This window comes from Massilia sp. Soil_C_3, from assembly GCF_057657035.1.
In genome coordinates this window covers 68,332-94,404 of sequence record NZ_JBDGJG010000003.1, presented here as the reverse complement: position 1 = coordinate 94,404, position 26,073 = coordinate 68,332, and the positions used below count along the sequence as shown (strand labels likewise).

The window sequence follows — 26,073 nt, the reverse complement described above, 5'->3', positions numbered from 1 at the left end:
CACTTAACCTAAGTTTTTGAGAATCCAATTTCCGTTTTCGAGGACGAGCACGCGGTCGCACTCGAACTCGTCCTGAACATTGTCGTGACCAGGCATGCTCTGGATCACGACTTCGCCTGCCTTGCGCAGGTCAGCGATTTTTTCCTTCAGCTCGGGGGCATTGCCCCACGGCGCGCGGATGGAATGCTTGCGCTCGGCCGTCGGCAGCAGCCGGGCCAGTTCGCGCAGGTCGAGCGAGAAGCCGGTCGCCGGACGCGCGCGTCCGAAGGCCTCGCCCACATGGTCGTAGCGCCCGCCACGGGCCACGGCGTTCGGCAGGCCCGGCACGTACAGGGCGAACATGGCGCCGCTTTCGTACTGGTAGCCGCGCAGGTCGGCCAGGTCGATCGCCACGTCGGCGCGGCCGATGGCGCCAGCCGCCAGCGCCGCCAGTTCGGCCAGCGCGCGCCCGATGCCCGGCAGCGCCGGCAGCTGTTCGCGCGCCTTGGCCAGCACCTCGACGTCGCCGTACAGGTGCGGCAGCGCCAGCAGCGCCTGGCGGGTCTGCGGGTAGTAATTGGTCGAGATCTCGTCCAGGCCCGGCGCATCCTTGGCGCGCAGCAGGCAATAGATCTGGGTCTCGTCGCGCTTGGCGGCCGGATCTTCGTTCAGCAGTGCGCGCAGCACGCCGACGTGGGCCAGGTCCAGGCGCACATTGGTAAAGCCCGCCAGGGCCAGCGAGCCGAGGGCCAGCTCCTGGATCTCGGCGTCGGCTTCCAGGCCGGCATGACCATAAATTTCGGCGCCGATCTGCACCGGCTCGCGGGTAGCGTGCAGGCCCGACGGACGGGTATGCAGCACGCTGCCGGCGTAGCACAGGCGCGTGATCGATTCGCGGTTCAGCAGGTGGGCGTCGATGCGCGCCACCTGCGTGGTCATGTCGGCGCGCAGGCCGAGCAGGCGGCCCGACAGCGGGTCGATGACCTTGAAGGTTTTCAAGTCGGTATCTTCGCCGGCGCCTGCCAGCAGCGACTCGGTGTATTCGAGCAGCGGCGGCATCACGAGCTCGTAGCCGTACAGCCGGAAGTTATCGAGCATCAGGCGGCGCAGCTCTTCGATCTTGCGCGCTTCGGACGGCAAGACATCGGCAATATTCTCAGGCAATAGCCAGTTCGGCATGGGCAACAGATGGGAGTTGGGATTGTATTTGCGATGGGCGTGCCAGCGCATGGCGCGAACGCCGAATCGGTGATTTTACCCGAAAACGGGCAGATCGAGGAATGGAATGCTGTCTAGACATGGTGGCAGGTTGATAATCTGCCACGGTTGGAGGTGCTGCGTGGGGTGGTGGTTTGCAAATGACTTGGGGGGAACAATGCCAAGGGCATTGTTCCCGCCTTCGCGGGAACGACGTGCTTTGGCAGGAGGTGAACAGAGGCGCTATACGCTTCTCACCCAGCTTCAAAACCGTCATCCCCGCGAAGGCGGGAACCCCAGTGATGCAAGAACAGCCCCGCACTCAAGCGGAGCTATTCATCAGCGCCCCGATGCCCCAGGCTGCTTCATGTACTTGAAGAACTCCGAGCTCGGATCCACCACCAGCACGTCGCTGCGATCCTTGAAGCTGGCGCGGTAGGCTTCGAGCGAACGGTAGTAGCGGGCGAATTCCGGGTTCTTGCCGAAGGCATCGGCGTAGATGGCCGAGGCTTTCGCGTCGCCGTCACCCTTGACCTTCTCTGCGTCGCGGAAGGCTTCGGCGATGATCACGGTGCGCTGGCGGTCGGCATCGGCGCGGATCTGCTCCGACTCGGCGGCGCCGGTCGAACGCAGCTCGTTGGCGACGCGGACGCGCTCGGCGCGCATGCGTTCGTACACCGAGTTGTTGATCTGCTCGATGTAATCCACACGCTTGAGACGCACGTCGACGATGCCGACGCCGATCTCCTTGGCCTCGGCCACGACCTTGGCCTGCACCGCCGCCATCACCGCGGCGCGCTCGCCAGAAATCACTTCGCGCACGGTGCGCTTGGTGATCTCGTCGTTCAGCGCCGCCTTGATGATCTGCGACATGCGGTCGCGGGCACGGCTTTCGTCGCCGCCGAAGCTGACGTAGTACAGGCGCGGATCTTCGATACGCCATTTCATGAAGGCATCCACCAGGATGTTCTTCTTCTCGGCCGTGATGAAGCGGTCGGCGTCAGGCGTGTCCAGCGTGAGGATGCGCTTGTCCAGGTAGATCACGTTCTGGAACGGCGGCGGCAGCTTGAAGTGCAGGCCCGGCTGGGCGATCACTTCCTTCACCTGGCCGAGCGCGAACACGATCGCGAAGCGGCGCTGGTCGACGACGAAGATCGTCGACGACAGCAGCATCAGTGCGATGAAGCCCGCGACGAAAATAGTTACGAGGCGGTTCATCAGCGGGTCTCCCTGTCGCGTGAGGTATCGCGGCTACGCTCGTCTCGCTGGCGCACCGCTTCCAAGGCCTGGGTCACTTCGGCCGGCTGGCCGTTCTGCTGCAACTGCACCGGACCGGATTTGCTGCCGACCTGGGCGTCGTTGGCTGCCTGCTGCTGCATCAGCTTGTCGAGCGGCAGGTACAGCATATTGTTGTTGGCGCGCGAGTCGATCATCACCTTGGTGGTGCTGGTGAAGATCTGCTGCATGGTGTCGATATACATGCGGTCGCGGGTCACGGCCGGGGCGCGCGAGTAGGCAGCCACCACCTGGTCGAAGCGCGAGGCGTTACCGGTCGCGTTCTCGACCACCATCGAGCGGTAAGCCTCGGCGTCCTGCTGCAGGCGGAAGGCCTGGCCGCGCGCAGCCGGGATGATCTGGTTGGCATACGCTTCACCCTCGTTGCGGGCACGGGCACGGTCTTGCCCGGCGCGCACGGCGTCGTCGAAGGCGCTCTGCACCTGCTCCGGCGGCTGCACACCCTGCATCGTCACGTTAGTGATCAGTGCGCCCAGCGCGTAGCGGTCGCCGATCGCCTGCATCATCGAATGCACGTCGGCGGCGACCTTCTCGCGGCCTTCGTACAGGACGAAGTCCATCTTGTTGCGGCCGACCACTTCGCGGATCGCGGTCTCGGCGATCTGGCGCACGCTGTCGTCCTGGTCGCGGTTGTTGAACAACCAGGCGACCGGGTCCTTGAGCGTGTACTGCACCGCGAACTGGATGTCGATGATGTTTTCGTCATCGGTCAGCATCAGCGCTTCTTGCGGCTGCTTGTTGCGCACGTTCGCGCGGTAGCCGATCTCGGCAGTGCGGATCTGCGAGGTGTTGACGGTCTCGTGGGCCTGGAACGGATACGGCCAGCGCCAGTTGAAACCCGGCGTCGTCGAGTGGCTGTACTTGCCGAAGGTGGTCACGACGCCAACCTGGCCCTCTTGCACGATGAAGGCGCCGCTGGCGAGCCAGATGAAGCCGACGATGATGGCGATCACGCCGGCGCCGATGCCGGCGCCGCGCATTTCACCGCGCGGGCCGCCGTTGTCGCCGCCGCCGTTATTGTTGCCGCGGCCGCCGAACATGCGGTTCAGGCGCGCATTGAAATCGCGCCACATCTGGTCGAGGTCGGGAGGACCGTCACCGGGGCGGCGACCATCCTGGGCCTTGCGGTCGTCTTCGGGGTTGCGTCCCCAGCGTGGGTCGTTCAGCGACAGTTTGACGCCGAATCTTTTTAGTAGAGAAACAAGCATAGGCTAGTTGGGCCTGACATGGGTGGAAGTTGGCATATTGTCGGCAAGACCGCCGGGGTGCGCGTCCACCGACGCGTCGTCCTCGGCGAGCCCGAAGGCTTCGTCCTGCTCTTCGTTTTCTGGGTTACCGTACCCGCCTGACCCCGGCGCGGACGCGGCTGCCTCGGCGATTGCCGAACGCAGCAGATCCAGGCCGGCGCCACTGTGGGCGCTGATGAAAACCCGGTTGATCTTATCATACTCATCACGCTCGACCCCAGGCTCCAGGCCGGCGGCATCGATCTTGTTCCACACCAAAATTTGCGGAACATGATCTGCGCCAATCTCGCGCAAGACTTCATTGACCTGTTCGACCTGTTCCATGCGCGTCGGGGAGGCGCTGTCGACCACGTGCAGCAAGAGGTCGGCATGGATGGTTTCTTCCAGCGTGGCGCGGAACGCCGCCACCAGTTGGTGCGGAAGTTCGCGCACGAAACCGACGGTGTCCGAGATCACGACGCTGCCCACCTCGTCGTTCAGGTACATGCGGCGGCTGGTGGTATCGAGGGTCGCGAACAGCTGGTTCGCCACGTACACGCCGGCTTTCGTCAGCGTATTGAACAGGGTCGACTTGCCGGCATTGGTATACCCGACGAGCGACACCGAGAAGGTCTTGTTGCGGCCACGCTGGCGGCGCTGGGTCTCGTGCTGCTTGCGCAGCTTGGCCAGGCGCGCGCGCAGCATCTTGACCCGCTCGCCGATCAGCCGGCGGTCGGTCTCGAGCTGGGTTTCACCCGGACCGCGCAGGCCAATACCGCCCTTTTGACGTTCAAGGTGGGTCCAGCCGCGGATCAGGCGCGTGGCCAGGTGCTGCAGTTGAGCCAGCTCGACCTGCAGCTTGCCCTCGTGGCTCTTGGCGCGCTGCGCGAAGATATCGAGGATCAGGCTGGTGCGGTCGATCACGCGCAGCTGGAGACGGCGTTCCAGGTTGCGCTGCTGGGCAGGAGAGAGAGCGTGATTGAAGATGACGATCTCGGCGCCAAGGGCCTTGGCGTCGAGGGCGATTTCGTCGGCCTTGCCGCTGCCGACGAAATGCGCGGGGTCCGGGCTGCTGCGCTTCGCCGTGATCGTGGTGATCGGTTCGGCGCCGGCGGAGCGCGCAAGCAGCGACAGTTCTTCGAGACTGGCATTGAAGTCGCCAGTCCCGAAGTCGATGCCGACCAGCGCTGCGCGCAAGGTGGGAGTGCCGGGGGCGTCAGCCATCGGCCTTACTCGGCTTCGTTGGAGTCAAGGTTAAGATTGACGGCACGTGCCGGCACGACGGTGGAAATAGCATGCTTATAGACCATCTGGGTCACGGTATTACGAAGCAAAACGACGTATTGGTCGAAGGATTCGATATGGCCCTGGAGTTTGATACCGTTGACGAGGTAGATGGAGACAGGGACGTGTTCCTTGCGCAAGGCGTTGAGGAATGGGTCTTGTAACAGTTGCCCTTTGTTGCTCATAACAGCTCCGTAATGTTGTTGTAGTTAAAAGTTTGAGGCGATTTGCCGGTTTTCAAGTAGCTAGAGCCATATTCTGCGTGAGCGAATGCAGCCCTAAGCCTACTGTAACCTGTTTTGCCGGTTTTTGTCGTACCGCTAAGGCTTAAGGTAGCCTTAATCGCCCCTCGATCAGTCCTTCGCAAACGGGTTCTTACCGCTGCGCAGCTCGATCCGCAACGGCGTGCCGACCAGGCTGAACGTCTCGCGGAAATGCTTTTCCAGATAACGCTTGTACGGCTCGGTAATGCCTTCGAGGGCATTGCCGTGGATGACGATGATCGGTGGATTCTGGCCACCCTGGTGGGCGTAGCGCATTTTCGGACGCGACGTACCCTTGCGCTTCGGCTCTTGCTTCTCGACCGCCTCTTGCAGCGCGCGCGTCAGGCGCGGCGTCGACAGGTTGGCGGTGGCGGCGGCATAGGCCGCTTCGACCGATTTCATCAGCTGCGACACGCCGGTGCCGCGCAGTGCCGACACGAAGTGGGTCTTAGCGAAACTGAGGAAGTCCAGCTTGCGGTCGAGGTCGATCTTGACCTCGTCGCGCTCCTGCGTCTGCAGGCCGTCCCATTTATTCACGGCCACGACCAGCGCCCTGCCCGACTCCAGGATGAAGCCGGCGATGTGCGCATCCTGCTCCGAGATATCCTGCTGGGCGTCGAGCAGCAGGATCACGACGTTGGCGTCCGAGATCGACTGCATGGTCTTGACCACCGAGAACTTCTCGATCGCCTCGAAAATCTTACCGCGGCGGCGGATACCGGCGGTATCGATCAGCGTGAAGCGCTTGCCGTCGCGTTCGAAAGGCACTTCGATCGAGTCGCGGGTGGTGCCCGGCATGTCGAAGGCGATCACGCGCTGCTCGCCGACGAGGGTGTTGATCAATGTGGACTTACCAACATTAGGACGGCCGACGATGGCGATCTTGAAGCCGTGGTCGGCCGGCTCGAGCTCTTCGGGCTCTTCCGGACGGCCTTCGAAGGCCATGTCGAGCGCCTCGTTGACCAGATCGGTTACGCCGTCGCCATGGGCGGCGGAGATGACGTAGGGGTCGCCCATGCCGAGCTCATAGAAATCGGCGGTGACCGAGGTGTACTTCATGCCTTCTGACTTGTTCACCACCAGCATGACCTTGCGGCCACTCTTGCGCAGGAAGTCGGTGATGGTCTTGTCGTGCGGGGTCAGGCCCTGGCGGCCATCCACGATGAACACGACCACGTCGGCCTCGGCCACGGCCTGGCGCGTCTGCAGCGCCATTTCGTGCATGATGCCTTCTTTGGCGACCGGCTCGAAACCGCCCGTGTCGATGACCAGGAATGGCCGTTCGCCAATCCGGCCTTCGCCATAGTGGCGGTCGCGTGTCAGGCCAGGGAGGTCGGCCACCAGCGCGTCACGCGAACGGGTCAGGCGGTTAAATAAGGTCGATTTCCCGACGTTGGGACGACCTACGAGTGCGATTACCGGCTTCATGTTTTATTCTATTCGACCGCGATGGCGGTCACAGTTCCATTTTGTGTTTGAAAAATCAGGTTCGTGCCGGCCACCAGCGGCGTGCCCAGGATCGGGCTGCCATCGGTCGCTGCGCGCGCCAGGAAAGATCCGTCCTCGCGCGACAGGAAGTGCACGAAGCCTTCGAAGTCGCCGACCGCGACGGCGCGGCCATATGACAGCGGGGTCGACAGGCGGCGGAAGGCCAGCTTGTCGTTCTTCCAGCTGGAAGAACCCGTGTCGCGGGTGAAGGCATGCAGGGCGCCCTTGTCGTCCGGTGCGAACACATACAATTGGTCGACGGCGACCCCGGCGTCGGACGACAGGTCGCGCGTCCACTTGGCCGAACCGGTGACCAGGTCGAAGCAGCCTACGCGGCCTTGATAGGACACGGCGCACACCTCGCTCTCGAACAGCACCGGGGCGCCGCCAATATCGGTCACGCGCTCCAGCTCGGTGGCGCCACGCGAGACACCCACCTCGACATCCCAGCGCGGCGCGCCGGTGGCCAGGATCATCGACGACAGCTTGCCGCCCGGCTGGGCGACGATGACGTCGCCGCCGGCCACGATCATGCCCGGCGCATTGCGCAGGGTGAGCGGCGGCGCGACCTTTTGCACGGTCCACTTGGTCTTGCCGTTGGCGGCGTCGATGCCGACGATGCGGTTGTCGATCGAGCGCGCCACGACGACGCCCTGCGACACCACCGGCGCCGACAGGATTTCGCTCGACAGCTGGGTCTTCCACAGCGCCTTGCCATCCATGTCGAAGGCCAGCAGCTGGCCCTTGTCGGCGCCGACCACGATCAGGTTGCCGTCGGTGCCAACGCCGGCCGACAGCTCGGTATCGGCCTTGATGCGCCACAGCTGCTTGCCGCTCCCGGCTTCGACGCGCGCGATGGCGCCGTCTGCGCCGGCCACCACCACCGTGTTGCCGGTCAGCGCGGGCGAGAAGGTGTAGCCGTGCGCCTTGCCGATATCAAGTTTCCATGCTGTACGCACGGCCATGCTGCCTTTCAGCTCGACCAGCTTGGCCGGCTGGTCGCCCTTCTTTTCAGACGCGAATGGATTGAGCGAATTGAGGGTCGAGCAACCCGTCATCAGGGCCAGTACGCCGACACCAACAAGCTTGCTGCAAATACGCATTTTGTTCTACCTTGTTCCTGGACTATAGAGGACGCAAGGCCCGCGCCGCCGTCAGGCGTGCGCGGGCCCTCTCATGGGGGAGGATTACGCGGCTGCCTTTTTCTCGGCAGCTGCTTCCGATTTCTTATCTGCCGGCACGGTGCCGCCGATCGCTTCCAGCTTGATCTGCACCAGCTGGCGGCCCGGTGCATTCGGCTCCATGGCGGCGATCGCCGCGACATAGGCCGCGCGCGCTTCGTTGAGCTTGTTCTGCGCGACCAGCAAGTCGCCCTTGCGGTCGTTCACTTCCGACGTGAACTGCGGCAGGAACTTGCCGTTCAAGACCTTCAGCGCTTCGTCGAATGCCTTCTCGTCCAGCAGCACGCCGGCCAGGCGCAGGTTGGCGATCGACTTGTACTCGTCGTTGCCGTGCTCGGCCGCCCACTGCAGGTGCGTCTTGGCAGACTTGAGGTCGTTCGCTTCGAAGGCGGTCTTGGCCGCGGCCAGGGCCGCCATCGGCGCGTAGGCCGACGATGCGTACTTGGCGCGGATGTCGCCCGCGACGCGCTGCACCTTGGCATTGTCGTTCGCCAGCAGCGAGGTCTGCAGCTCGTCATACAGCGCCGACGCCTCGACCGACTTGTTGCGCTGGTGGGTTTTCCAATAGTTCCAGCCGGCGTAGGAGCCGAGCGCGAGAATCAGGACCCAGATGATGATATTGCCGTACTGCGACCAGAACGCCTTGAAGGAATCAAGCTGTTCCTGTTCCTGGTGATCGTATGCCATGTGCGTATTCTTGTAGTGAGTGGTTCGAAAATGTGGCCGGTGCCGGGATTAATGCCTGTGCACGTGGTCGTGGTCGTGGTCGCAATCGGGGCCGTGAACATGTCCACCGACAATCTGGTCGACCAGGTAGTCGACCACTTCCTCGAACGGCACGCTGGCCTGCTGCTGTTCGCCAATCTCGCCGCGCATGGTCTTCACTTGCGCGGCATTGTTCGCGATCTCGTCCTGGCCGATGATGACGGCAAAGGCCGCACCGCTGCCATCGGCCTTCTTCATCTGGCTCTTGAAGCTGCCCGCACCCGTTGGAGTTGCGCAATGTAACACAACATCCAGGCCGGCATCCCGAATCCTCTCGGCCAGGATGAAGGACTGCAGCTGCGCTTCTTCTCCCTGGTGGACCATGTAGACGTCGCACACGTTCGGCTCGGCCGGTTCGCCCAGCCCTTTCATGAGCTCGATGATGCGTTCCATGCCCATCGCGAAACCGACTGCCGGGGTCGGCTTGCCGCCGAAGGTCTCGATCAGCGGATCGTAGCGCCCGCCCGCGCAGATGGTGCCCTGGGCGCCCAGCTCGTCGGTGACCCACTCGAACACGGTGCGGTTGTAGTAATCCAGGCCGCGCACCAGGCGCGGGTTGACGGTGTACTGCACCGCGTTCTTGTCCAGCAGCGCCTTGACGCCGTTGAAGTGGGCCAGCGATTCCTCGCCCAGGTAGTCCAGCAGGCGCGGGGCGGCGTTGACCATCTCTTGCATCGCCGGGTTCTTGGTATCCAGGATGCGCAGCGGATTGCTGTGCAGGCGGCGCTTGGCTTCGGCGTCCAGGATGTCTTCGTGTTTTTCCAGATACACGATCAGGTCAGCGCGGTGGCGGTTGCGCTCTTCGGCATTGCCGATCGAATTGAGTTCGAGACGCACGTTCTGCAGGCCCAGGTCATCCCACAGGCGGCGCGACATCATGATCATCTCGGCGTCGATGTCCGGGCCCGAAAAGCCGATCGCTTCGGCGCCGAACTGGAAGAACTGGCGGTAGCGGCCGCGCTGCGGACGCTCGTGGCGGAACATTGGGCCCTTGTACCACAGGCGGCGCGGGCCGTCGTAGACCAGGTTGTGCTCGAGCACGGCGCGCACGACGCTGGCCGTGCCTTCCGGACGCAGGGTCAGCTGGTCGCCGTTCATCGAGTCTTCGAAGGAATACATCTCCTTCTCGACGATGTCGGTGACGGCGCCAATGGCGCGCGCGAACAGGCCCGTCTGCTCGACGATCGGGGTCACGATCTTCTGATAGCCGTAGCTTTTCAGGATCGTTTCGGTGGTGTTCTCGAACAGCTCCCACAGCGGCGCGTCTTGCGGGAGGATGTCGTTCATGCCTTTGATGGCGACGATTTTTTCTGGTTTGGACATATTAGTTAACTTTTGATCCTCGTCGTTCCCGCGCAGGCGGGAACCCAAGTTTGCATACGTTACCGCAGCGCTGGAAAACTTAGGTTCCCGCCTTCGCGGGAACGACGTGCTGTGGCCGGTGGCCGTTGTTATCGTGTCGTGGCCGGTGGCCGTATTTTATTGCGTTGCCGCCTCGCGGCTGTAATTCTTCTTCACATAATCGAGCACGATGGTCTGGAACTCGTCGACGATGCGCTCACCGCGCAGGGTCGCGAATTTCTGGCCATCGACGAACACCGGCGCGGCTGGCGATTCGCCGGTGCCCGGCAGGCTGATGCCGATGTTCGCGTGCTTCGATTCGCCCGGGCCGTTGACGATGCAGCCCATCACGGCCACGTTCATCGCCTCCACGCCTGGATAGGATTTCTTCCATTCCGGCATCTGCTCGCGCAGGAAAGTCTGGATATTGTCCGCCAGCTCCTGGAACACGGTCGAGGTCGTCCGGCCGCAACCCGGGCAGGCGATCACCATCGGGGTGAACTTGCGCAGGCCCATGGTTTGCAGGATTTCCTGGCCCACCACCACCTCGCGGGTGCGGTCGCCGCCCGGTTCCGGCGTGAGCGAGATGCGGATGGTGTCGCCGATGCCTTCCTGCAGCAGCACCGACAGCGCCGCGGTCGAGGCGACGATGCCCTTGCTGCCCATGCCGGCCTCGGTCAGGCCCAGGTGCAGCGGATAGTCGCAGCGGCGCGCCAGTTCGCGGTAGACCGCGATCAGGTCCTGCACGCCCGAGACTTTACAGGACAGGATGATCTTGTCGCGTGCCAGGCCGACTTCTTCGGCGCGCACGGCGTTCTCGATCGCCGAGGTGATCAGGGCTTCGTACATCACCGCCTGGGCGCTCCATGGATTGGCGCGCGCGGCGTTTACATCCATGATGCGCGCCAGGAGCGTTTGATCGAGCGAGCCCCAGTTGACGCCGATGCGGACCGGCTTGTCGTATTTCGCGGCGATCTCGATCATCTGGGCGAACTGGGTGTCGCGCTTGGCGCCCTGCCCCACATTGCCCGGATTGATGCGGTACTTCGACAGCGCCTGCGCGCATTCCGGATAGTCGCGCAGCAGCAGGTGGCCGTTGTAGTGGAAGTCGCCCACCAGCGGCACGTCGACTTCCATACGGTCGAGCTGTTCGCGGATCGCCGGCACGGCGGCAGCCGCCGCCGGGGTGTCGACCGTGATGCGCACGATCTCGGAACCGGCGCGCGCCAGGTCCTTGACCTGGATCGCGGTGCCGATCGCGTCGGCGGTATCGGTATTGGTCATCGACTGCACCACTACCGGCGCGTCGCCGCCCACCCACACGGTGCGGGCGCCGTGCGAGACGGCCACCTTGCGGCTGGCGCGGCGCGCCAGCGGGCCGGAGGGGATTGCTGCGGCCGGCGTAGGCTCGGGAGTGCAGGCTTCGTTCAAGGAGTTCATTCTTTGTATTCCAACTTGATCCAGCTTATTTCAGCGCCACGCGCGCGATGGTGCGGCCCGGCTGCGGCGGCAGCGCGATGTCGGCGCCGCGCAGGGTCGCGGTCACGCCGCCAGGCGCGCCGACCACCAGGGTCGCGGGGCCGGCCAGTTCGATCGACTCGGTGCTGCCGCCCTTGACCAGGCGCGAAATCAGCGGACGGCCGCCGGCGCTCGGGCGCACTTCGATCCAGGAATCCTCGCGCACGTTCAGCACCAGGGTGTTGGCGCCGGCGGCGGCCGGCACCGCGGTTACGGCGACGGCGGCGGTCGCAACGCTGGGGGCCGGGGTGGCGCCAGGCGCGGCGGCGCCTGGCGTTCCAGCTGGCGGCGTCGTGGTCACGGGCGCAGTCGGTGCGGCCGGCGTTGCCGGCGTGTCCGTGGCCGGCGCCGCTGACGGCGCGCCTTCTCCGGCCGGCGCCGGCACCGAGATCAGCGGCACCGACGGATTGATCAGGCCTTGCGGAGCGCCATGCGCGGGCGCCGAGCCCGGCGCAACGACGCCGGCGGCAGGATTCTCGAGCACCGTGGCGTCGTCCGCCTGGCCATCGCGCTGCAGGTTCGGAATCAGATCGAACTGCCAGGCCGCGACGGCGGCGCCGGCCACCACCACGGCGGCGGCGATCCAGCCCAGCGGCAGGCGGTTGCGTTTGCCGCCCATCGGGAACCGGGTCTGGGAGAACGTGGCCGGACGCTGTTCGCGGCGCACAGCGCCGGCATTGATGGGGGCGCCGGCCTGGGCTTCCGGCGGCATATTCAGTTCGATCATCGACACCAGCGGCGCGGCGTCGACCTTGAGCAGCTTGGCGTAGGCGCGCACGAAACCGCGTGTCACGGCCGGGCTCGGTAGCGCGGCGTAATCGCCCGCTTCCAGCGCCACCACCTGGCGCGGGGCCAGCTTCAGCTGGTCCGCCACCTGTTCCACACTCCAGCCCATCGCCTCGCGCTGGGATTGCAGGGTCTTGCCAGGGATGCCGGGCTGGTTGCCTGGCGTAGCCGGCTGATCTGCTTGCTCGTTCATTGTCCTCGTCCTTGTCCGTGTGAGCTTCTAGTTGAGCTTGTTCTTTTGCTTACTCGTCGAAAGCGCCTCGCTCGAACGCCGCGTATTCGGGCGAACCGGGGAAGCGCCGCCGCAGCTGGGCCGCAAACGTCGCTTCATGGGTCCGGTCGCCCAGCTTGCGCTGTACGCGCAGCGCGAGCCAGAGCGCGTCGGCCGGCAGTGTCTCGATGCTTGCCGTCTCGATCAGGCGATTCACGAAAAAACCGGCGCGCTGCATGTCGCGCCGCTCGTAGTACACCCGCGCCAGGCCGGCATTCACCGCCGGCTGCGTCGGGTTCAGACGCAGGGCCTCGAGCAGGTAGCGCTCGGCCGCGTCGATATTACCGTTCTTGATGCTGCACGCGCCCGCGTTGATCAGCGCGGACAGCGGCGTCTGATAGGCGGGATTCTTGAGCGCGGCATCGAAATAACGCAAGGCCTCGGCCGGCTTGTTCACCGACTGGCACAGGAAGGTGCCGTAGTTGTTCGCGAACTCGGGATTGCCCGGTTCGAGCCGCAACGCGTGGCGATGGTTCTCGTCGGCCAGCGGAAACTGTCCCATCGAGGTATAGATCAGGGCCCGCAGGCCGTAGGCGTCGGCGTAGTTCGGATCGGCCGCCAGCGCCTGTTTGACTTCGTCGAGGGCGATCTCGTGCTTGCCCTCCTGGTAGTAGCCGACCGCCAGCTGCACCCGGATCGAGGCGCGCTTTTCCAGCGCGGTCTGGTCCGAGGCGGTCCTGAGTTCGCCGTCGCGCGCCGTCGCCGCGCCGCCCGCCCCCGTGCCGGCGCAACCGGCCAGCACAGCCAGGGACAGGGTCGATGCGAATGCGAGCCAGGCGGCGGCGAATTTCATCAGGTCGGGATCTCCACGATGCGACCGAAATCGGCGCCGAACTTCTTCTGGTATTCGGCCATCTTTTCCATGCGCTCGGCCACGCGGGTGCGGTCCTTGACCTCGCCGGCCAGCTGGCCGCAGGCGGCGTCGATGTCGTCCCCGCGCGTCTTGCGCACGGTGGTCACGATGCCGGCGTTCATCAGCACTTCGGCGAAGGCCTTGATGCGCGGATTCTTGGAGCGGAACAGGCCCGACTCGGGGAACGGGTTGAACGGGATCAGGTTGAACTTGCAGTTCACGCCGACCACCGGATCGTTCACCAGCGCGATCAGTTCGCGCGCGTGCTCGTCGCTGTCGTTGAAGCCGTCGAGCATGCAGTACTCGAAGGTGATGAAGTCGCGTGGCGCGAATTCCAGGTAGCGCTTGCAGGCGGCCATCAGCTCGCGCAGCGGATATTTTTTATTCAGCGGCACCAGGATGTCGCGCAGCGCATCATTCGAGGCGTGCAGCGACACGGCCATGGCCACCGGCACGTCTTGCGACAGCTTGTCGATATTCGGCACCACGCCCGAGGTCGACAGGGTCACGCGGCGGCGCGACAGGCCGTAGGCGTTATCGTCGAGCATCAGCTTGAGCGCGGTGACGGTCGGCTCGTAGTTCAGCAGCGGCTCGCCCATGCCCATCATCACCACATTGGTGATCTGGCGTTCGCCTTTCGGGCCGGGCTCGATACCCTTGGTGCGGCGCAGCTCGAACTCGGCCATCCACAGCTGGCCGATGATCTCGGCGACCGTCAGGTTGCGGTTGAAGCCCTGCTTGCCGGTCGAGCAGAAACGGCAGTTGACGGCGCAGCCCGCTTGCGTGGAAATGCACAGCGTGCCGCGGTTTTCTTCCGGGATGAACACGGTTTCGACCGCGTTGCCGTTGCCGACGTCGACCAGCCATTTGCGGGTGCCGTCACTGGCCGTCTTGTCGCTTACGATGCTTGGTGCGCGCACTTCAGCGCGCGTCTTGAGCTTTTCGCGCAGCGACTTGGCCAGGTCGGTCATGCTGTCGAAGTCGCTTGCTCCGAACTGGTGTATCCAGCGTTGCAATTGCTTGGCGCGGAACGGTTTCTCACCCAAGTCGGCGCAGTAAGCGACGAGTTGCGCGGGATCAAAGTCCAGCAGGTTGGTGAGAGTTGTCATATCGTATTCCTATATTTCCGAACCCGCTTGCGCCAGCCCTTGGCTGCGGGCAAGCGGGTTACTCATTTAAATTAGTCCGGGGGAATCAATCCGGGGAACGCCCGGACTGCGTTCCCCCTTACTAATTAACGCGAGTAGACGTTCAGTGCTGGGAAGTAGTAAGCGATTTCCACAGCGGCGGTTTCGGCAGCGTCCGAACCGTGAACGGCGTTGGCATCGATCGAGTCAGCGAAATCGGCGCGGATGGTGCCGGCGTCGGCTTTCTTCGGATCGGTAGCGCCCATCAGGTCGCGGTTTTTCAGGATCGCGCCTTCGCCCTCGAGCACCTGGATCATCACCGGACCCGAGATCATGAAGTCGACCAGGTCCTTGAAGAACGGACGCGCAGCGTGCACTGCGTAGAAGCCTTCGGCTTCAGCGCGCGACAGTTGCACCATGCGTGCAGCCACGACCTTCAGGCCGGCTTCTTCGAAACGGCTATAGATTTTGCCGATCACGTTTTTTGCAACTGCGTCCGGCTTGATGATGGACAGGGTGCGTTCGATTGCCATGAGAAAACTCCAATAAAAGAAAGGTTTTGAACTGAGAAATTCGTTTGAACTTTGGGACTCAATCAACCTTTAATTTTACCATACCTGCCCCAGATATCCGATATTGCGGTAGTGGCAAGCATGGTGTTACAGTGGCGGCAAAAGTCCGTCCAATGTGATCGTTTCTTCATCTTCAGTTAAGAAAGATGCGATAGGATCAAGGTGACGTACCTCGCGTAGCACTCGCAAGTACCATTTATCTAACCGGAGGCACTATATGTACCCTAGTACCCAACAGCAAAGTACCATCGACCTGAGCAAAGGTGGTCAGGCCACGCGTAACAAAGTGTTACGCAACACGTATTGGCTGCTGGCGCTGTCGATGATTCCTACGGTCCTGGGCGCCTTCACCGGCATCTCCCTTGGCATCGCATTCACCGGCATCATGGGCTTCGTCATCTTCCTCGCGGTTGCCTTCGGCTTCATGTGGGCGATCCAGAAGAACAAGGATTCCGGCCTGGGCGTCGCCCTGCTGCTCGGCTTTACCTTCTTCATGGGCCTGATGCTGGCGCCGCTGCTGACCCACACGCTCAATTACTCGAACGGCGGCAGCCTGATCATGACCGCCTTCGGCGGTACCGCCGCCGTGTTCGCCGTGATGGCCAGCATCGCCACCACCACCAAGCGCGACTTCTCGGGCATGGGCAGCTGGCTGATGGCCGGCGTCGTCGTCCTGCTGCTGGCGGTCGTGGCCAACATCTTCCTGCAGATGTCGGTGCTGTCGATCGTGATCTCGGTCCTGGCGATCGGTATCTTCTCGGCCTTCATCCTGTATGACGTGCAGCGCATCGTCAACGGCGGCGAGACCAACTACGTCACCGCGACCCTGTCGATCTACCTGAACGTGTTCAACATCTTCACCAGCCTGCTGCGCCTGCTGGGCATCGTGGGCGGCGACGACTGATCGATCGCTGTTTCTCGACAAGAAACCGGCCTGCGGGCCGGTTTCTTCATGGGCGCGTCAAACGCAGCAGGCTGGCATCGACGCCATCGGTCAGGACGTAGATCGCGCCGTCCGGGCCGACCTTGACGTCGCGCATACGCTGATCCAGTTCTGCCAACAGCGTCTGCTGGCCGACGATCCTGCCGTCATCGCAGAACAACGGGGTCACAGAACAACCAACAACGGGGTCACAACCAACAACGGGGTCAGGTCTGACATTTGGACACGAGCTCAGCCTTCAAGGACGCTTGCTGTCGAGGCCGTGTCTGAATGTCAGACCTGACCCTAGCTGTATGACCCTAGTGTGTTCGTGGGCGGCGACGACTGCTCGATCGCTGTTTCTCGACAAGAAACCGGCCTGCGGGCCGGTTTTTTCATGGGCGCGTCAAACGCAGCAGGCTGGCATCGACGCCATCGGTCAGGACGTAGATCGCGCCGTCCGGGCCGACCTTGACGTCGCGCATACGCTGATCCAGTTCTGTCAACAGCGTCTGCTGGCCGACGATCCTGTCGTCATCGCGCACGACGCGGTAAATGGCACGGCCGCGCAGCGCCGGCACCAGAAGGTCGCCGCGCCATTCGGGGAACTGGTCGCCGCGATAGATCGCGAGGCCGGCAGGCGCGATCGACGGCGTCCATTCCAGCAACGGCGCCTCGAAGCCGGCCAGGCGGCTGAACGGCGTCACGCGGCCGAACGGATAATCGATGCCGGCCGTGACGAGCGGCCAGCCGTAATTCTTGCCCGCCACGATGCGGTTGATCTCGTCGCCGCCGCGCGCGCCGTGCTCGGTGAGCAGCAGCTCGCCCGTGGCCGGATCGACGGCGATGCCCTGCGGGTTGCGGTGACCGAGGCTGTAGACCTCAGGCGCGGCGCCGGGACGGCCCAGGAAGGGATTGTCGGGCGGCGCCTTGCCGTCGCGGTCGAGCCGGACGACGGTGCCAAGGTGATTGGCGGCGTTCTGCGCTTCTTCTCGGCGCCAGTTGCCGTCGCCGACCGTCAGCACCAGCGTCTGATCGGGCAAGAAGGCGATGCGGCCGCCGTTATTGCCGGCGCGCGGCTTCGGCGTGGAGCTGAACAGGATCCGGACGTCTTCCAGGCGGTCATTCTCCAGCCTGGCCCGCGCCAGGCGCGTGCCATTGGCGCCCTCCTCGCCATGGCCCATCGTCAGGTACAGCAAGCCATTGCGCGCGAAGGCGGGATCAAGGGCGACGTCCATCAGGCCGATCGTCCCGCCACGCTGGAACACGGGCGGCAGGCCGCCGGTGGCGATCGGCGTCTTCGCGCCATCCCTGCCGATGACCAGCAGGCGCCCGGCCATCTCGGTAACGAGCAGGCGACCGTCCGGCAGGAAAGCCAGCGACCACGGCCGATCGAGTCCCTTCGCCACGGTTTCGACCCGGTAAGTGGCGGGATCGACCGCATCGAGCTTGTCGGCCGCACCGGGCGAGGTGGCGAGGAAGAGCGCCGCGGGGACGAGGGCCATCAGCGCCGCCGCCAGCACCTGGCGCCGCGGCCCTGCGGCCTGCCGCGCCGGCAACGTCATGCGGGCATAGACCAGGCCGCCGGCGATGCCGCTCAGAGCCATCAGGGCGTGCTCGAGTCCACCGCGGGTCGCGGCGATCGCCGGCATGGGAATGACGTTGAGCATCAGCCAGAATGCCGCCCACAGGCCGGCGACGGCCGCCACGGCGAACAGCGGTGCACGGCGCCCCAGCCCGGCGGCGCGTTCGACCGCATGCGTGGCCAGCATGGCCGGCAACAGCGCCGCGAACGAGATCCCGATCATGACCGGGCCAAAGCCCGCCAGGTCTTGCAGCGTAGTCCAGGCCCGCAGCGACAGTGGAATTGCCGCACCGAGCGCGGTGAGTTCGCCGAGATTGACCTGGGTCTGGACCAGGCTGGCGACCATCCCGGTCGCGACGGCGGCGGCCAGCAAGGCTGCCGCGTGGCGACCGAGCTGCCTCACTCAGGCCACCGCGTCAACTGCAGGCACGGGCCTGGCGCCCAGCTCGAACACGCCGATCGACTCGACGTGCGAGGTGTGCGGGAACATGTTCACCACGCCCGCCTTCTTCATCACATAGCCCGCCTTGTGCACCAGGATGCCGGCGTCGCGCGCCAGGGTCGACGGGCTGCACGACACGTAGACGATGCGCTGCGGCATCAGGTCTTCATGGGTCTCGCGCAGCTCGGCCAGCGCCGTCGCCAGCGCCATGGCGCCGTCGCGCGGCGGATCGACCAGCATGCGGTCGAAACGGCCGAGCGCCACCAGGTCATTCTTGGTGACTTCGAACAGGTTGCGGGTCGAGAACGAGGTTTTTGCGGCCAGGCCGTTGGCCTTGGCATTGTCCAGCGCGCGCGTGGTGAGCGCCGTGCTGCCCTCGATGCCCACGACTTCACGCGCCTGGGTCGCCAGCGGCAGGGTGAAGTTGCCCAGGCCGCAGAACAGGTCGGCCACGCGGTCTTGCGGCTGCACGTCGAGCAGGCGCAGCGCCTTCGCCACCAGCACCCGGTTGATGTGGTGGTTGACTTGGGTGAAGTCGGTCGGCTTGAACGGCATGCGGATGCCGAATTCAGCCAGCGTGTAGTACAGCTCCTTGCCAAGCGGGTAGAACGGATGGGCAGTGTCAGGGCCTTTCGTCTGCAGCCACCACTGGATGCCCCATTGGTCGGCGAAGGCTTTCAACAGGGTTTCATCGGCGCCCGTCAGCGATTCCATGATGCGCAGCACCATCACCGTGCTTTCCTCGCCGATCGCCACTTCGATCTGCGGCAGGTTGTCGTAGATCGACAGACTCGCGATCAGCTCGCGCAGCGGCACCAGCAGGCGCGCGACGTGGTCCGGCAGGATCTCGCAGGTGGTGATGTCGGCCACGAAGGACGAGCCGCGCTCGTGGAAGCCGACCAGGATGCCGCCCTTCTTGGCCACGTGGCGCACCGACAGGCGCGCGCGGTAGCGGTAGTCCCAGGTCGGGCCGTACATCGGGCGCATGATCATCTCGGCCTTCACTTTGCCGATGTGCCACAGATTGTCTTCCAGCACGCGGCCCTTCATCGCCACCTGGGCGCCCGGCTCCAGGTGCTGCATCGAGCAGCCGCCGCAGGTACCGAAATGCTGGCATTTCGGCTCGACCCGCATCGACGAGGCGCGCTGCAGGGTGACCATGCGGCCCGCTTCCCAATTCTTTTTCTTGCGCGTCGTTTCGAAGCTGACGCGTTCGCCCGGCAGCGCGCCTTCGACGAAGATCACCTTGCCCGGCGAGCCGTCCTCGTTTTCGAGGTGGCCCACGCCGCGCCCGTCCATGTCGAGGGATTTGATGTCGATGAAGATTTCTTGCATGGTGATGAGAAAGTGGGGTGAAGGCAGGGGCTGGCCCTGGCTGGCGGCGCATGCTTCAAAGGCCGCGCAAAAAAGAACGGCGGATGATAGCAAGGAATCGAAGTGGACGCTACCGGAGGGGTTGTCGCTAAAGCAATGAATCGCGCACCACGCCGCGCGCCGCCATCGCACGCTTGAGCTTGACCAGCGCTTCCTGCTGGATCTGGCGCACCCGCTCGCGCGTCACGCCCATCTCCTCGGCCAGCGTTTCCAGGGTAGCAGGATCGTCGTTGTCGAGGCCGAAACGGCGGGTGACGACCAGGCGCTGCTTGTCCGGCAGCCGGGTCAGCCAGTCGCGCACCAGCAGCGCCACCTCTTGCTGCTCGGCGTGGGTGTCGGGACTGCCTTCGCCGTCGTCGGGCAGCATGTCCATCAGGCTCGATTGCGGATCGTTGTCGAGCGGCGCATCGAGCGAGGTCGCGTGCTCGGACAGGGTCAGTATGTCTTGCACTTCCTCGACCGGACGGCCGACCAGGCTGGCGATGTCCTCGCTCGAGGCGTCCTTGCCGTCGTGCTTTTGCGCTTCGAGGTGGTATTTGGCGCGCAGCACGCCGTTGAGCTCGCGCACCATATGCACGGGCAGGCGCACGGTGCGAGCCTGGTTCATGATGGCGCGCTCGATGCTCTGACGGATCCACCAGGTGGCATAGGTCGAGAAACGAAAGCCCCGTTCGGGTTCGAACTTGTCGATGGCGCGCATCAGGCCGATATTGCCCTCTTCGATCAGGTCGAGCAGGACCACGCCGCGGTTGATGTAGTGCTTGGCGATCGAGACGACCAGTCGCAGGTTATGCTCGATCATCTTCTGGCGCGCGCCGAAGTCGCCAGCCTTGGCCAGGGTGGCGAAATGGACTTCCTCGACGGCCGTGAGGAGCGGCCTGGCGCCGATCTGGTTCAGGTAGTGCTGGGTGGTGTCGGTCGCGAGTTCGGCCTGCAAGACCTTGCGCAGCTCGTCGACCGTCTCGACGCTGGCGTGGCGCGCGAGCGATTCCTGGCCCGCCGCACCGTCGCCGCGGCCGGTATCGTCGTCAACATGCACGCGCTCGCTTTCCGGTTCGTCCGGAAACTCATCCGTATCCTCCTGGTCCAGCGAGTGCGGCGGCTGCGTCATACCGTTCCTAACGAACGGGCAAGAACCTCGTCGGGTCGACCGGCTTGCCCTGCTGACGAATCTCGAAGTGCAACTTGACCGCATCGGCGTCGGAGTCGCCCATCTCGGCGATCACCTGGCCACGGCTGACGTTGTCGCCCTCCTTGACCACGATCTTGCGGTTGTGGGCATAGGCGGACAACAGGCTGTTGCTGTGCTTGACGATGACGAGATTACCATAACCGCGGATGCCGCTGCCAGCATACATTACCTTGCCCGAACTGGCGGCGACCACCGGCTGACCCAGCTTGCCGGCGATGTCCAGCCCCTTGTTGCGGCCATCGTCGAAGGTGGCCACGACGCGGCCTTCAGATGGCCACATCCAGCTCAGGCGCGCTTCGTCGGCAGCAGCCGGGGTGGCCGGTGCGGGCGGTGCGGTGGTGGCCGGCGGCGTGGTGGTAGCCACCTTGCCGTCGCTGTACGGGGTCTTGTCGGCGCGCGGCTCGGTCTTGCGCGGCACGCTGGCCGACGGCGGCATCGGCACCGGCTGGGTCTGTACATTGGCGGTGCGCTCGCCCTGGGGCTGGGTCACGCGCAATACCTGGCCGACCTTGATGTCGTCCGGATTGGCCAGGTTGTTCCAGCTCACCAGGTCGCGGTAGTTCTGGCCGAAGTCGAGCGCGATGCGCAGCAGGGTGTCGCCCTTGCGCACGGTGTACATGCCGCGCTCGTCCTGCTTCGGCGCTTCTTCGACATGCGCCGGTGCCGGACGGCTTGGCGCGGCGACCACGGGACGCTCGACGACGGGCGCCTGGCGGGTGGTGGTGGAACAACCGGCCACGAGGCCGATGAGGATCGTCAGGAGGGCTAAACGCGGTGCTTGTGTCATTGGCATTCTATTGTCTTATCGGCGTACGGCGGGCCTGGCGGCCCTTCTTGGGTTTCAGATGGTGCCTGGGCGCAGCGGCACGAAGTGGCACGCTTCCAGCGTTTCGCTGGTCCACTCGGATTTGCCGGTGCGGGTAATACGGTGCAGATGCTGCACCTGGGCGCCGACCGGCGCCACGAGATGCGCGCCGATGGCCAACTGCTCGAGCAAGGCCCGCGGCACCTCGAGTCCGGCGGCGGCGAGGATGATGCCATCGAAAGGCGCGACCTGCGGCATGCCTAGCATACCATCCCCATACTGCAAACGCAGGTTCGATATCCGCAGCGGCCGCAGATTGGTCTTCGCCAGCTCGTGCAAGGGCTTGATGCGCTCGATCGAATACACGTCCTTGGCGACGAAGGACAGGACCGCGGCCTGGTAGCCGCAGCCAGTGCCGATTTCGAGCACTTTGCCCAGCGCGCCGCCGGCATGCCTCGATCCGATCATGGCTTCGATCATGCGGGCGACGATATACGGCTGGGAAATCGTCTGGTTATGGCCGATCGGAAGCGAGGCGTCGACATATGCCTGGCCCGACATGGCCGGTTCAATGAACAGGTGGCGCGGCACGGTTTCCATCGCCATCAGCACCTTCGGGTCGCTCACGCCCTGGCGCGCGATGCGGCCCACCATCGCGCGGCGCACCGCCTCGCTGGCCGCCAGGTCCGAACGCTGGGCGGCCGGCGCGCTGCTGGCCGCCTGCACATAGCTGGGCGCGCGCGGCGCCGGGCCCGGGGACGGCGGCGTCCTGGCACCGGTATAGCTGGTGGCGTTGCGGGTGGCGGTCTGCGGCGTCTGCACCGGCGCCGGCGTGCCGGGTTTGCGCACGCCGCTCGTCACCGACGACAGCGGCAGCGGAAAATTCGGTCGCGCATCCTTCATCCCAAGCCTCCCGCCAGCAGCGCCAGCTGGGTCTTGTGGGTCAGGTCGATCTGCAGCGGCGTGATCGACACGCGACCTTGCGCGGTCGCGTGGAAGTCGGTGCCCTCGCCCGCATCGCGGCAGGCGCCGGGGGCACCGATCCAGAAGATCTCGCGGCCGCGCGGATCCTCTGCGCGGATCACGGGCTCGGCCTGGTGCCGGCGTCCGAGGCGGGTCGGCGTCAGCGGGCCGATCTCCTCGTACGGCAGGTTCGGGATGTTCACGTTCAGCAGGAAGGCCTTGGGCAGCATGTCGAAGCCGCCGGCGGCGAAACGCTCGACAATGTCGCGCGCCACCCGGGCGGCCGAATCGACGTGGGCCCAGCCGCCGTGCACCTGCGAGAAGGCGATCGCCGGCAGGCCGAACAGGAAGGCTTCGGTGGCGGCGGCGACGGTGCCGGAATACAGGGTGTCGTCGCCCATATTCTGGCCATTATTGATGCCGGAAACCACCAGGTCGGGCGGCGCATCGGACATGCCGGTCAGGGCGATGTGCACGCAGTCGGTCGGCGTGCCATTGGTGAAATAGAAGCCGTTGGCCGATTTATAGACCGACAGTGGCCGGTCCAGGGTCAGCGAATTCGAGGCGCCCGAGCGATTGCTGTCAGGTGCGACGACGACGAGGTCGGCGATCGGCGCGAGCGCGTCCGCCAACGCCTGCAGCCCAGGCGCCAGATAACCGTCATCGTTACTGATCAAGATTCGCATGGCGGAGATTTTACCTGAAGCAACGCCCGTATCGACGCCCGGCAGTAGAAATTCACGCCCAGATTTCATAATCCGGGACGATCGATGGACCGCCTGATAACAGTGAAGCGGACATGCGACAGTTTACTGGACAGGCTGACAATCTCGACTGGAATCGGCCAATGCCGTCTTTACAAGTTGCTTGTCAGTAGGGAAAGTCAGGGCGTGGCGTGCGAAGGTGATGGTCAATCTGGGCAGGCAGATGCGAGGCCGGCAAGGGGTCGCGAGCTGGCGCCACGCGGGTGATGGCGGCTCAATGCTGGCGGGTTGGAAGCCAGCGATCAGGCGCAGGCCCGCGGGCGCCGGCATAAGAAAGCCGGCATACGAACGCCGGCCCAAGCACTTGCCCGGAGCGGCGCCGGGCGTCAAGGCTGGCGCAGCGCCGTCAGCGTATCGCCATCGGATTGTCGCGCGCCGCCTCGATCAAGGCCCCTTCGAGCAGCGACACTTCGTCCTGGGTGAAGGACAGCAGTGCGTCCTTGTCGCCCTCTTGCAGATAGACCTGCTTGATCATGGCGGCGCCGCGCCGGCGCAGCGGATGGGCGGCGCTGGGCCTCAGCACCGAGGTGCGCAGGCTGTCGGCCAGCGCCCTGGCCTCGCCCGGACTACTGCTGTCGATCAGGTTCTGCAACTGGGTCAGCTTGTGCCCCAGGTTGTCGGCCGCGTGGCCGGTCTCGGCATGCTCGCGCGAGGCCGCATGCGCGTGCTGGCCGCGCGCCGCGATGCCTTCCGCCGCAGGCTGGGACGGCGGGGTAGTCTCTACGCCGTCCGGGAGCAGCCCGGCGGCTGACGCCCCGGCCTGAGCCCGCATCCGCTCCAGCATCTGCGCCTGCACGGCATCGTCCGGCGCGCCACCGGTCGCCGGCGCGCCTTCGACTTCGCGCAAGTGCTGGCGCAATTCGGCCACCTGTTCGCGCAGGCGGCGCGCGGCTTCGGCCTCGCCCTGCTGGCCCAGGGTCGAGGCCAGCCGCAGCTGCATATTGAGCGTTTCGGGATGGCCGGCCCCGAGGTCCCGCTCGCGCGTGCGCGCCAGCGATTCCTGGATGCTGCGCACCGCCGCCAGATCGCCCTGGGCGGCCAGGATCTCGGCCAGCGCCTCGCGCGCCGACAGCGTGCCGGCGGCGTCCAGGCCGTCGTGCCGTTCGCGGGCCCGCAACACCGATTCGAGCATGCGCCGCGCGTTGCCCAGTTCGCCCGTCTCGCCCAACAGCAGCGCCAGCCGCTGGCCACAGCGCAGGGTGTCGGCATGCTCGCCGCCCTGGCGCCTGCGGCGGGCATCGAGCACCCGCTCGAGCACGATGCGGGCGCGTTCGAGTTCACGCTGCTGCACCAGGCTGTGGGCCAGGTCTTCAAGACAGTCGAGCGTGACCGGGTGTTCGGCCCCGAGCGCGCGTTCGCAGGTGCTCACCACCTGCTCGTGCAGCGCCAGCGCGCGCTCGCCCTCGCCCAGCGCGGCCAGCACCCGCGCCAGCTGCGAGCGCGCCGTCAGCGTCTCGGCGGCTTGTGCTCCGGCCTTGCGCGCGCAGGCCTGGGCCAGCAGGTCGTAGTGGCGGCGCGCCTCTTGCACGGCGCCGCTGTCGAGCAGGAGTGCGGCCAGCGCGGCGCGGCCCTGGCGGGTGGCCGCATGGTCGTCGCCGAGCAGGCGTTCACGCAAGACCAGGCTTTCTTCTAAACAGGCGCGGGCTTCTTCGCGGCGCCGCTCGCGGCGGCACAGCTCGCCCAGGCGGACGAGGTATTCGGCCAGCTGCGGCGAGCCGATCTCGTCGTCGCCGCCCAGCCGGCGCGCCTGCGCGACCGCGGCGCGCAGGCGCACTTCGGCCAGCGATTGCCAGGGAAGGCTTGCCGGCGCCAGCCATTCGGCCAGCAACGCGGCATGGCGCGCCAGCGCACGGCGGTCGCCGGCCGGGCCGGCGGTGGACAGGGCGTCAGCCAGCGCCAGCTGGGTCTCGTCGAACCAGCTGTCGAGGTTGACGCGCGACCAGCCATAGCTGGCGCGCAGCAGCGCCTCGAAGCGCGGCTGGTAGCCAGGCAAGCCGTGGCGCGCATCGCCGCGCCGCCAGCGCGCATGCGGATCGCTGCGCGCGCCGTCGGCGCTGCAGGCCAGCGGATAGAGCAACAAAGGACGCTGTTCGTCTTCATGGGTGCAGCGGTAGTCGATGGCACGCCGCAGCACGCCTTCGATGCCTTCGATGCTGCCCGGCGCCGGCGTGAACAGGCCCACCAGGCGGTCGGGCACGAGGGTCGAACACACGCTGACGGCGGCCGAGCGCCCGGCGGCGGTGGCGACCAGCACGTGGCCGAAATGCTGGGCCAGGCGCGCCGCGAAGCGGCGGAACAGCGCCGGGCAGGCGTCGAACAGGGCTGGGTAGTCGAGCCGGCCGGCGCGTTCGGCATAGCTGTCGTCGAAGCGTCCGGCGCGCAGCAGGTAGAGGGGACGGCGGCCGTCGGCGCGTTCGAGATAGGCCTGCCAGCCGACGCCGTCGATCACGCGGTCGGCCAGCTCCTCGCCGCGGCCGGCGGTGTTGCGCAGCCGGGCGCGGCAGGCCTCGAAGAATTCGAGCAGCCCGGGCCGCGCCGCGTCGCCCGCTTCGTCGTCGGCGGCATGCGCGCCCGGAAGCCCCGCCAGGTGCGCGGACGCCGGCCCGGTGTCGGGCTGGGAGGCAGACTGGGAAGCAGGCAGCGAGACAGGCAGCCCGGCTAACGGTTCATCGGCCGGCACCGCGAAATAACGGTGCAGCGCCGGCGCCTCGAGATCCCAGTCGATCACCAGCACCGGCGCCTCGGCGTCCCCACCCGCCAGCTGCAGCGCCAGCGCCGCCAGCACGGCATTGCGCGCCGCGCCGCCCTCGTAGGCATAGAAGCTCGTCACCGCGCCGGGCATGGCCAGCGGCGGAAGCGAGATACCTTGTTGGTCCATA

At 65.4% G+C, this 26,073-nt stretch carries 23 protein-coding genes; 1 reads left to right on the top strand and 22 read right to left on the bottom strand.

Annotated features, from left to right (window positions below; translation table 11 throughout):
* Positions 1 to 3: 3 nt before the first annotated feature.
* The 14 genes from AC3A6F_RS06105 to ndk form a co-directional block, all read right to left on the bottom strand.
* Positions 4 to 1,158 carry an ATP phosphoribosyltransferase regulatory subunit gene (locus tag AC3A6F_RS06105; protein ID WP_487679070.1) on the bottom strand — a complete coding sequence of 385 codons (1,155 nt, stop codon included), beginning with the start codon at positions 1,156 to 1,158 and terminating at the stop codon, positions 4 to 6.
* A 357-nt stretch (positions 1,159 to 1,515) separates the two neighbouring features.
* Positions 1,516 to 2,394 (bottom strand): protease modulator HflC, encoded by an 879-nt coding sequence (gene hflC, locus AC3A6F_RS06100; protein ID WP_123071968.1) that lies wholly within the window; start codon positions 2,392 to 2,394, stop codon positions 1,516 to 1,518.
* On the bottom strand, positions 2,394 to 3,680 hold the full coding sequence (gene hflK, locus AC3A6F_RS06095; RefSeq protein ID WP_487679069.1) for an FtsH protease activity modulator HflK: 1,287 nt from the start codon (positions 3,678 to 3,680) through the stop codon (positions 2,394 to 2,396). The genes hflC and hflK overlap by 1 nt, the downstream gene beginning before the upstream one ends.
* Before the next feature lie 3 nt (positions 3,681 to 3,683).
* Complete coding sequence (gene hflX, locus AC3A6F_RS06090; RefSeq protein ID WP_487679657.1) at positions 3,684 to 4,895, bottom strand: GTPase HflX; 1,212 nt, start codon at positions 4,893 to 4,895, stop codon at positions 3,684 to 3,686.
* Positions 4,896 to 4,927: 32 nt separating this feature from the next.
* Complete coding sequence (gene hfq, locus AC3A6F_RS06085) at positions 4,928 to 5,167, bottom strand: RNA chaperone Hfq (RefSeq protein ID WP_005666255.1); 240 nt, start codon at positions 5,165 to 5,167, stop codon at positions 4,928 to 4,930.
* A 168-nt stretch (positions 5,168 to 5,335) separates the two neighbouring features.
* Positions 5,336 to 6,673 (bottom strand): ribosome biogenesis GTPase Der, encoded by a 1,338-nt coding sequence (gene der, locus AC3A6F_RS06080; RefSeq protein ID WP_487679068.1) that lies wholly within the window; start codon positions 6,671 to 6,673, stop codon positions 5,336 to 5,338.
* Positions 6,674 to 6,681: 8 nt separating this feature from the next.
* Positions 6,682 to 7,836, bottom strand: coding sequence for an outer membrane protein assembly factor BamB (gene bamB / locus AC3A6F_RS06075; RefSeq protein ID WP_487679067.1), 1,155 nt, complete (start codon positions 7,834 to 7,836; stop codon positions 6,682 to 6,684).
* An 84-nt stretch (positions 7,837 to 7,920) separates the two neighbouring features.
* Positions 7,921 to 8,601 (bottom strand): YfgM family protein, encoded by a 681-nt coding sequence (locus AC3A6F_RS06070; protein WP_487679066.1) that lies wholly within the window; start codon positions 8,599 to 8,601, stop codon positions 7,921 to 7,923.
* A gap of 48 nt (positions 8,602 to 8,649) precedes the next feature.
* Entirely contained in the window at positions 8,650 to 10,002 is a 1,353-nt protein-coding gene (hisS, locus tag AC3A6F_RS06065) for a histidine--tRNA ligase (protein ID WP_320468740.1), read from the bottom strand.
* A 156-nt stretch (positions 10,003 to 10,158) separates the two neighbouring features.
* Positions 10,159 to 11,460 carry a flavodoxin-dependent (E)-4-hydroxy-3-methylbut-2-enyl-diphosphate synthase gene (gene ispG, locus AC3A6F_RS06060; RefSeq protein ID WP_487679065.1) on the bottom strand — a complete coding sequence of 434 codons (1,302 nt, stop codon included), beginning with the start codon at positions 11,458 to 11,460 and terminating at the stop codon, positions 10,159 to 10,161.
* A 25-nt stretch (positions 11,461 to 11,485) separates the two neighbouring features.
* Positions 11,486 to 12,517 carry a RodZ domain-containing protein gene (locus AC3A6F_RS06055; RefSeq protein WP_487679064.1) on the bottom strand — a complete coding sequence of 344 codons (1,032 nt, stop codon included), beginning with the start codon at positions 12,515 to 12,517 and terminating at the stop codon, positions 11,486 to 11,488.
* Positions 12,518 to 12,566: 49 nt separating this feature from the next.
* Complete coding sequence (gene pilW / locus AC3A6F_RS06050) at positions 12,567 to 13,388, bottom strand: type IV pilus biogenesis/stability protein PilW (protein ID WP_487679063.1); 822 nt, start codon at positions 13,386 to 13,388, stop codon at positions 12,567 to 12,569.
* Complete coding sequence (gene rlmN / locus AC3A6F_RS06045) at positions 13,388 to 14,557, bottom strand: dual-specificity RNA methyltransferase RlmN (protein WP_487679062.1); 1,170 nt, start codon at positions 14,555 to 14,557, stop codon at positions 13,388 to 13,390. The genes pilW and rlmN overlap by 1 nt, the downstream gene beginning before the upstream one ends.
* A gap of 125 nt (positions 14,558 to 14,682) precedes the next feature.
* Positions 14,683 to 15,108, bottom strand: coding sequence for a nucleoside-diphosphate kinase (gene ndk, locus AC3A6F_RS06040; protein ID WP_123071979.1), 426 nt, complete (start codon positions 15,106 to 15,108; stop codon positions 14,683 to 14,685).
* A gap of 256 nt (positions 15,109 to 15,364) precedes the next feature.
* Between ndk and AC3A6F_RS06035 the strand changes: the two genes are divergently transcribed.
* The gene (locus AC3A6F_RS06035; RefSeq protein WP_123071980.1) at positions 15,365 to 16,051 is read left to right on the top strand and encodes a Bax inhibitor-1/YccA family protein; all 687 of its coding nucleotides are present in this window, start codon (positions 15,365 to 15,367) and stop codon (positions 16,049 to 16,051) included.
* 46 nt (positions 16,052 to 16,097) lie between these two features.
* Here the strand turns inward: AC3A6F_RS06035 and AC3A6F_RS06030 are convergent, their stop codons facing one another.
* From AC3A6F_RS06030 to AC3A6F_RS05995, 8 genes are all read right to left on the bottom strand, one after another.
* On the bottom strand, positions 16,098 to 16,259 hold the full coding sequence (locus AC3A6F_RS06030) for a PQQ-dependent sugar dehydrogenase (protein ID WP_487679061.1): 162 nt from the start codon (positions 16,257 to 16,259) through the stop codon (positions 16,098 to 16,100).
* Positions 16,260 to 16,464: 205 nt separating this feature from the next.
* Positions 16,465 to 18,057 (bottom strand): PQQ-dependent sugar dehydrogenase, encoded by a 1,593-nt coding sequence (locus AC3A6F_RS06025; protein ID WP_487679060.1) that lies wholly within the window; start codon positions 18,055 to 18,057, stop codon positions 16,465 to 16,467.
* Complete coding sequence (gene rlmD / locus AC3A6F_RS06020) at positions 18,058 to 19,431, bottom strand: 23S rRNA (uracil(1939)-C(5))-methyltransferase RlmD (protein ID WP_487679059.1); 1,374 nt, start codon at positions 19,429 to 19,431, stop codon at positions 18,058 to 18,060.
* A gap of 127 nt (positions 19,432 to 19,558) precedes the next feature.
* On the bottom strand, positions 19,559 to 20,581 hold the full coding sequence (rpoS, locus tag AC3A6F_RS06015; RefSeq protein ID WP_487679058.1) for an RNA polymerase sigma factor RpoS: 1,023 nt from the start codon (positions 20,579 to 20,581) through the stop codon (positions 19,559 to 19,561).
* Between the two features lie 7 nt (positions 20,582 to 20,588).
* The gene (locus AC3A6F_RS06010) at positions 20,589 to 21,449 is read right to left on the bottom strand and encodes a peptidoglycan DD-metalloendopeptidase family protein (RefSeq protein WP_487679057.1); all 861 of its coding nucleotides are present in this window, start codon (positions 21,447 to 21,449) and stop codon (positions 20,589 to 20,591) included.
* Between the two features lie 54 nt (positions 21,450 to 21,503).
* On the bottom strand, positions 21,504 to 22,370 hold the full coding sequence (locus AC3A6F_RS06005; protein ID WP_487679056.1) for a protein-L-isoaspartate(D-aspartate) O-methyltransferase: 867 nt from the start codon (positions 22,368 to 22,370) through the stop codon (positions 21,504 to 21,506).
* A complete protein-coding gene (gene surE, locus AC3A6F_RS06000) occupies positions 22,367 to 23,116 on the bottom strand; it encodes a 5'/3'-nucleotidase SurE (protein ID WP_487679055.1) in 750 nt (249 codons plus the stop codon). Before surE ends, AC3A6F_RS06005 begins: the two co-directional genes overlap by 4 nt.
* Before the next feature lie 424 nt (positions 23,117 to 23,540).
* A complete protein-coding gene (locus AC3A6F_RS05995) occupies positions 23,541 to 26,072 on the bottom strand; it encodes a tetratricopeptide repeat protein (RefSeq protein WP_487679054.1) in 2,532 nt (843 codons plus the stop codon).
* Position 26,073: the final 1 nt, after the last annotated feature.